This window comes from Streptomyces sp. NPDC054956 (assembly GCF_053609185.1).
Genome location: NZ_JBSGXB010000348.1, coordinates 1 through 7,286, shown reverse-complemented (window position 1 = coordinate 7,286; position 7,286 = coordinate 1). Strand labels below are relative to the sequence as shown.

The window sequence follows — 7,286 nt, the reverse complement described above, 5'->3', positions numbered from 1 at the left end:
CTGGGGCGGAGCCCCAGCAGCGGCGCCGCCGGCTCAGTCGTGCCAGGCCCCGGCCTCCTCCAGCAGCGGCTGCAGGGAGGCGAACACCGCCGGCGTGGCGGCCAGCACCAGCTCCCCCGAGGCCGCCTCACCGGGCCGGCCGCCGGTCGTCGCACCGGCCTCCCGGGCGATCAGCTCGCCCGCCGCCAGGTCCCAGGGGTTCAGCCCGCGCTCCCAGTACCCGTCGAGCCGCCCGGCGGCCACGTCGCACAGGTCGATCGCCGCCGACCCGCCGCGCCGGATGTCCCGGACCACCGGGATGATCCGCCGGGCCACCTCGGCCTGGTGGGCCCTGCGGGTCTGGACGTACGCGAACCCGGTGCCGATCAGCGCCTGGTCCAGCGGGGCCGCCGGCCGGCAGGCCAGCCGGACCTCGCCCAGCCACGCCCCGCGCCCCAGCACCGCGTGGAAGGTCTCCCCGCGCATCGGCGCCGCGACGACACCCACCACGGTGGTCCCCCGGTACTCGGCCGCGATGGAAACGCCCCAGGAGGGCAGCCCGTAGAGGTAGTTCACGGTGCCGTCCAGCGGATCGATCACCCACCGGACGCCGCTGCTCCCCTCGGTGTCGGAGCCCTCCTCGCCCAGCAGCCCGTCCGCGGGCCGGCGTTCCCCGAGGATGCCGGTGATCAGCTTCTCGGCCGCGATGTCCATCTCGGTCACCACGTCGATCGGGCTCGACTTGGTCGCGGCGACCGCCAGGTCGGCCGGGCGGCCGTCCCGCAGCAGGGCGCCCGCCCGCCGGGCGGCCTCCAGGGCCACCTCCAGCAGTTCGGTCTTCAGCTCTTCGGAGACTTCGGTGGTCACGGCCGGTTCCAATCCCTGGGTGCGGTGGGGGCGGTCACGCGTACGGGCTGTCCACGCCCGCGGCCGCCGGCCGGGGCGCCCGTGCCGGGCAGCAGCCCACGGCGCACAGGTCCTGGGAGGCGCCGAGCAGGCCGAGCGCGCAGCGCTCCACGGGCTCGCCGCGTTCCGCCGCGGCCCGCTCCAGCACGAGGTCCCGTACGGCGGCCGCGAACCGGGGGTCCGCGCCGACCGTCGCCGACCGGGCGACGGGCAGCCCCAGTTCGGCGGCCTTCGCCGTCGCCTCGGTGTCGAGGTCGTAGAGCACTTCCATGTGGTCCGAGACGAAGCCGATCGGCACCATGACGACCGCCGGGGTGCCCGCCCCGTGGAGGGCCTCCAGGTGGTCGCAGATGTCCGGCTCCAGCCACGGAATGTGCGGGGCGCCGCTGCGCGACTGGTAGACGAGGTCCCAGGGCAGCTCGGTGCCGGTCTCCGCGCGGACCGCGTCGGCGATCACCTTCGCGACGTCCAGGTGCTGCTTGACGTAGGCCCCGCCCTCGCCGTTGCCGGTGTGGTCCTCGACGGGACCCGAGGCGTCCGCGGCCGCGTTCGGGATCGAGTGGGTGGTGAAGGCGAGGCGCGCCCCGGCCCGCACCTCCTCGGGCAGCGATGCCAGCGACTCCAGCACCCCGTCGATCATGGGCTGGACGAAGCCGGGGTGGTTGAAGTAGTGCCGCAGCTTGTCGACCTTCGGCAGCTCCGCCTCGGGCGTGCCCTCCTCGACGAGCAGGGCGAGCGCGTCGGCGAGGTTCTCGCGGTACTGCCGGCAGCCCGAGTACGAGGCGTACGCGCTGGTCGCGAGCACCGCGATGCGGCGGCGCCCGTCGGCGGCCATCTCGCGCATCACGTCGTTCAGGTACGGGGCCCAGTTGCGGTTGCCCCAGTAGACCGGCAGGTCCAGCCCGTGTTCCGCGAAGTCCTTGCGCAGCGCGTCGAGCAGCTCGCGGTTCTGCCCGTTGATCGGGCTGACGCCGCCGAAGCCGAAGTAGTGCTGCCCGACCTCCTTCAGCCGCTCGCGCGGGATGCCGCGCCCGCGCGTGACGTTCTCCAGGAACGGCACGACGTCGTCGGGCCCCTCGGGGCCGCCGAAGGACAGCAGCAGGAGGGCGTCGTAGGGGGCGGCGGGGCCTTCGGCCGGGCCGGCGGCGGAGGCGCGGGGCTGGTCAGACATGTCTCGAATCCTGCCACCCGCGCCCCTCGGCCGGGAAACAGGCCCGGCGTCCGGATCCGCCCCATCGCAGGTAAGGTCACCCTTACTTCCTCTTGCTCCTTCCCCATGCGGGCGCCATGTGTGCGGTCGTAACCTGTATGGGCCAATGACGTCCCTTACGGAGGGCACCTTGCCCAGTCCCTACCGCGCGATCTTCGCCGCCCCCGGGAGCCGGGGGTTCAGCGCGGCCGGCCTCATAGGCCGGCTCCCGATCTCCATGGTCGGCGTCGGCATCCTCACGATGATCTCCGAGCTCACCGGCCGCTACTCGCTGGCCGGAGCCCTCACCGCCACCCTCGCGCTCTCGGCCGCCCTCGTCGGCCCGCAGGTCTCCCGCCTGGTCGACCAGTACGGCCAGCGCCGCGTCCTGCGCCCGGCGACCCTGCTCGCGCTCGTCGCCGTCGCCGGCCTGCTGCTGTCCGCGGCCAACGACGCGCCCGACTGGACCCTGTTCGTCTTCGCCGCGCTCGCCGGCTGCGTCCCCAGCGTGGGCTCGATGATCCGCGCCCGCTGGACGGCCATCTACCGGGACTCCCCGCGCGAACTGCACACGGCGTACTCCCTGGAGTCCGTCCTGGACGAGGTCTGCTTCATCTTCGGCCCGATCATCGCCATCGGGCTCTCCACCACCTGGTTCCCCGAGGCGGGCCCGCTGGTCGCCGCGGTCTGCCTGCTGGTGGGCGTGTGGTGGCTGACCGCCCAGCGCGCCACCGAACCCGCCCCGCACCCGCGCGGCGAGAACACCGACCGGACCTCCGCCCTGCGCTCCCCCGGACTCCAGGTGCTGGTGGCCACCTTCGTGGCCACCGGGGCCATCTTCGGCTCCATCGACGTGGTCACCCTGGCCTTCTCCGAGGAGCAGGGCCACAAGGCCGCCGCCAGCTTCATCCTCGCGATCTGGGCGGGCGGTTCCTGCCTCGCCGGCATCGTCTTCGGCCTGCTGCACCTCAAGGGGAAGGCCGAACGCAGGTGGGTGCTGGGCATATGTGCGATGGCCGTGAGTATGATCCCCCTCCTACTGGCCGGGAACCTTCCGTTTCTGGCCGTGGCGCTCTTCGTCTCGGGCCTCGCCATCGCTCCCACGATGATCACCACGATGGCCCTGATAGAGGCGCACGTACCACGCGCGAAGCTGACCGAGGGCATGACCTGGATCAGCACCGGCCTCGCGGTCGGGGTCGCGCTCGGCTCCTCCTTGGCCGGCTGGGTCATCGACGCCGCCGGCGCGAGGACCGGGTACGTCGTCTCCATCTCGGCGGGGGCCGCCGCGGCGGCGGTGGCGTTCGCGGGTTATCGCCGGCTGACGAGGTCGGCGCAAGGGGAGGAGCCTTCTAGCGATGGCGACGACGGGGACAGCAGGGAAGAGCGGGACACGGACCGCCGCGTGGCATAACTGGGCGGGCAACGTCAGTGCCACGCCCGTGCGCGTGGTGGCCCCGGCCTCGGTCGGGGAGCTCCAGGAGGCGGTCCGCCGGGCCGCCGGGGACGGGCTGAAGGTGAAGGCGGTCGGCACCGGCCACTCGTTCACCTCGGCCGCCGCGACCGACGGCGTACTGATCCGCCCGCAGGCACTGGCCGGGATCCGGGCGATCGACCGGGAAGCCGGCACCGTCACGGTGGCGGCGGGCACGGTCCTCAAGGACCTCAACCTGGCCCTCGCCAAGGAGGGCCTGTCGCTCACGAACATGGGCGACATCATGGAGCAGACGGTCTCCGGCGCCACGAGCACCGGGACCCACGGCACCGGCCGCGACTCCGCCTCCATCGCCGCCCAGATCCGCGGCCTGGAGCTGGTCACGGCGGACGGACGGCTGCTCACGTGCTCAGAGAAGGGAGACGACGAGGAGCGCGCGGTCTTCGCGGCCGCCCGGCTCGGCATCGGGGCGCTCGGCGTCGTCACCTCGATCACCTTCGCCGTGGAGCCGCTGTTCTTCCTGACCGCCCGCGAGGAGCCGATGAGCTTCGAGCGGGTGACCGCCGAGTTCGACGAGCACCACGCGGAGAACGAGCACTTCGAGTTCTACTGGTTCCCGCACACCGGCAACTGCAACACCAAGCGCAACAACCGCAGCCAGGGCCCGGCCGCCCCGCCCGGAGCGGTCTCCGCCTGGGTCGAGGACGAGCTGCTGTCCAACGGGATCTTCCAGGCCGTCAACTCCTTCGGCCGCGCCGTCCCCGCGGCCATCCCCTCCATCGCCCGGATCGCGAGCCGCGCGCTGTCCGCGCGGACCTACACGGACATCCCGTACAAGGTGTTCACCAGCCCGCGCCGGGTCCGGTTCGTGGAGATGGAGTACGCCCTTCCGCGCGAGCACGTCGTCGAGGCGCTGCGCGAGCTGAAGACCATGGTCGACCGCTCCGGCCTGCGGATCAGCTTCCCGGTGGAGGTGCGCACGGCCCCGGCGGACGACATCACCCTGTCGACGGCCTCGGGCCGCGAAACGGCGTACATCGCGGTGCACATGTACAAGGGCACGCCGTACCAGGCGTACTTCACCGCCGCCGAGCGGATCTTCACGGCGCACGGCGGGCGGCCGCACTGGGGCAAGGTGCACACGCGGGACGCGGAGTACTTCGCCCAGGTGTACCCGCGCTTCGGCGAGTTCACGGCGCTGCGCGACCGGCTCGACCCGGACCGGGTGTTCGGCAACGACTACCTGCGGCGCGTCCTCGGGGACTGAGCCGGGAACCCGGGCCGGACCGGCACGGGCGCGGCCGGGTCAGGGCTTCCGCGCGTCCTGCCCGGTGCCCGTACCGCCGTCCGCCGCGCCCGGGGTGGACTTGCCGGTGCTGGGCGGCGGGGACTGCGGGGGCGTGGGCGAGGGCGTCGGGTCCGGCTTCGGCGGGGACGGGGTCGGACTCGGCGAAGTGCCCGGGGACGGCGAGGAGTCCGGGTCGGGCGAGGGGCTCGGGCTGCCGCTCGGGGGCGCGGGGCTCGGGGAGTTCCCGTTCTGCGGGCCCGTCCCGTCCTTGTCCTTGCCGCCGGTGCCGGACTCGTCCCCGGGGGCGGGCTTGCTGTTGCCGGCGTTCTGGGCCGTACCGCCCCAGACCGTCGTGTCGCCGCTGCTGACCGCGTTCCCGGATACCGCCTCGTAGGCGGCGATCCCGCCGATCGCGAGGGCGAAGGCGGCGGCCGAGGCCACGGCGGTGCGCTTCCAGCCCCGTACCCGGCTGCCGTGCACGGTGGCCTCGCCGAACTCCTCGGAGAGACCGGCCGGGTGCGGGGGCGCGGCCCGGCGGAGCATCATCGTGCCGTCGGGCGCCCGCTCCTCGGCGGGTTCCCCGGCCGGCACCTGACGGCTCCTCGGGCGGGCGCTCTCGCGCAGCTGGTCGCCGGTGCGGCGGAAGAGGTGCTGGATGACGGGTCCGCCGGCGGTGGCGACCACGCTCACGACGCCGGCCCCGAGGATGGTCCCGTAGACGCCCATCTTCGAGGCGAGCAGGGCGGCCGCGACGGTGGCGAGGGAGGACCCCGCGACCTGAGTCGCACTCAGGTCGAGCTTCTTCTTCTCCGGCTGCGCCGCCGGCTCGGCGCCCGGCTCCGCCTTCTGACCCATCGCCATCCCCTGCGTGTCCTGCCTCTCGCGCTTCTCCACTTCCTTCAGTTACTGACACATGAGCGAAACGGATAGTTCCATTTCCGGAGATTCTGTGAAGCAAGACACCTGAAAACGGGCGTGCCCCCAGGTCCGGCCCGCTGTGGACCCGGTCCAGGGCAGCCCAACTCCCGCCGTCCGGGACAAGTTCGGCGGCGCGGCGGTCCACCCAGGTGGCCCGAATGGAGTACTGTGGCGAGCCCTGGGGCCGTCCTTCCTTACGGATGTCCGGACCCGGGAGAGGGGGCCGGCTGATGGAGAAACGGCACTCGAGACCGGCGATGCCGCGGTATTGCACGGATCCTGCTGCGCACAGTAATCGTTCGGTCACTGTGCGTGCCCAACAGGTAACCGTGCCATAACAGCGATCAAGGGCGCATGCCCGACACGCCGGTTTAACTCGGCAAGGTAGTGGCAGGCTGCACCCGGGCAGGCCACACTCGACTAGCGGAAGCAGCGACGCACGTGACGTCGGCAGGCACCACCCGGGAGGTCCCCATGCCCGAACTGCGTGTCGTGGCCGTCTCAAATGACGGCACACGACTGGTGCTCAAGGCTGCGGACAGCACGGAGTACACGCTTCCGATCGACGAGCGTCTACGGGCTGCCGTGCGCAATGACCGTGCGCGCCTGAACCAGATCGAGATCGAGGTGGAGAGCCACCTCCGTCCTCGCGACATCCAGGCCCGCATACGGGCCGGTGCCTCCGCTGAGGAGGTCGCCCAGCTCGCCGGCATCCCCGTCGACCGCGTACGCCGCTTCGAGGGCCCCGTGCTCGCCGAGCGCGCGTTCATGGCCGAGCGGGCCCGCAAGACCCCCGTGCGCCGCCCCGGAGAGAACACCGGACCCCAGCTCGGCGAGGCCGTGCAGGAACGGCTCACGCTGCGCGGCGCCGAGAAGGAATCCGTGCAGTGGGACTCCTGGCGCCGCGACGACGGCACCTGGGAGGTCCTCCTGGTCTACCGGGTCGCGGGCGAACCGCACTCGGCCAGCTGGACGTACGACCCGCCGCGCCGGCTGGTCGTGGCCGTGGACGACGAGGCCCGCTCCCTGATCGGCGAGTCCGACGACCTGCCGGCGACGCCGGAGCCGAGCTTCCCGTTCGTGCCGAGGATCGCGCGGCTGCCGCGCGACCGGCCGCTGGACCGTGCGCTCGACCGTCAGCTGGAAAGGCCGGTCGCTCCCGCGCCGCCGCCCCCTCCGGAGCCGGAGGCCGAGGAGGAACGGGACACCCTGACGGCCCTGCTGGAGGCGGTGCCGAGCTTCCGCGGCGATCTGGTGGTCCCGGAGCCGGTGGAGGAACCCGAGGCGGAGGAACCGCCGGCCGCGTCGGCCTCGGCCGGTGCGGGAACCGCGTACGCGGACGTGCTGATGCCCCGTACGGTGGCGGGCCACCGCGACCGGCTGACGGGCACCACCGACCGGCAGGCGGAGGCCGACGGCGTCCGTCCCGGCCGCCGCGCGGCGGTACCGAGCTGGGACGAGATCGTCTTCGGCACCCGCCGCAAGAAGCAGGAATAGCAGCAGTAGGCAGAACAGCAGGAGCAGGCAGCAGCAGTGCTGTTGGCCGGCCGCTCGGCCCGTCACGTTCGCGT

Annotated in this window: 6 protein-coding genes; 3 read left to right on the top strand and 3 right to left on the bottom strand. The window is 72.9% G+C overall.

Features of this window, described 5'->3' with window-relative positions:
- Positions 1-33: 33 nt before the first annotated feature.
- Both ACWGDE_RS33630 and ACWGDE_RS33625 read right to left on the bottom strand, forming a co-directional pair.
- A complete protein-coding gene (locus ACWGDE_RS33630) occupies positions 34-846 on the bottom strand; it encodes an inositol monophosphatase family protein (RefSeq protein ID WP_453392845.1) in 813 nt (270 codons plus the stop codon).
- 34 nt (positions 847-880) lie between these two features.
- Positions 881-2,056, bottom strand: a complete 1,176-nt coding sequence (locus tag ACWGDE_RS33625; protein ID WP_453392844.1) for a ferrochelatase — start codon at positions 2,054-2,056, stop codon at positions 881-883.
- 169 nt (positions 2,057-2,225) lie between these two features.
- On the opposite strand from ACWGDE_RS33625, the gene ACWGDE_RS33620 reads away from it, so the two are divergent.
- Positions 2,226-3,488 carry an MFS transporter gene (locus tag ACWGDE_RS33620; protein WP_453392843.1) on the top strand — a complete coding sequence of 421 codons (1,263 nt, stop codon included), beginning with the start codon at positions 2,226-2,228 and terminating at the stop codon, positions 3,486-3,488.
- Positions 3,433-4,776 (top strand): D-arabinono-1,4-lactone oxidase, encoded by a 1,344-nt coding sequence (locus ACWGDE_RS33615; RefSeq protein ID WP_453392842.1) that lies wholly within the window; start codon positions 3,433-3,435, stop codon positions 4,774-4,776. Before ACWGDE_RS33620 ends, ACWGDE_RS33615 begins: the two co-directional genes overlap by 56 nt.
- Before the next feature lie 39 nt (positions 4,777-4,815).
- Here the strand turns inward: ACWGDE_RS33615 and ACWGDE_RS33610 are convergent, their stop codons facing one another.
- Positions 4,816-5,652 (bottom strand): hypothetical protein, encoded by an 837-nt coding sequence (locus tag ACWGDE_RS33610; RefSeq protein WP_453392841.1) that lies wholly within the window; start codon positions 5,650-5,652, stop codon positions 4,816-4,818.
- Between the two features lie 537 nt (positions 5,653-6,189).
- Between ACWGDE_RS33610 and sepH the strand changes: the two genes are divergently transcribed.
- The gene (sepH, locus tag ACWGDE_RS33605; protein WP_453392840.1) at positions 6,190-7,212 is read left to right on the top strand and encodes a septation protein SepH; all 1,023 of its coding nucleotides are present in this window, start codon (positions 6,190-6,192) and stop codon (positions 7,210-7,212) included.
- The last annotated feature ends 74 nt before the right edge of the window (positions 7,213-7,286 follow it).

Excerpts from the sequence above, each read along its gene's own strand:
- ACWGDE_RS33615 (WP_453392842.1), top strand. The coding sequence starts at position 3,433 with ATGGCGACGACGGGGACAGCAGGGAAGAGCGGGACACGGACCGCCGCG.
- sepH (WP_453392840.1), top strand. The coding sequence starts at position 6,190 with ATGCCCGAACTGCGTGTCGTGGCCGTCTCAAATGACGGCACACGACTG.
- ACWGDE_RS33610 (WP_453392841.1), bottom strand. The coding sequence starts at position 5,652 with ATGGGTCAGAAGGCGGAGCCGGGCGCCGAGCCGGCGGCGCAGCCGGAG.
- ACWGDE_RS33625 (WP_453392844.1), bottom strand. The coding sequence starts at position 2,056 with ATGTCTGACCAGCCCCGCGCCTCCGCCGCCGGCCCGGCCGAAGGCCCC.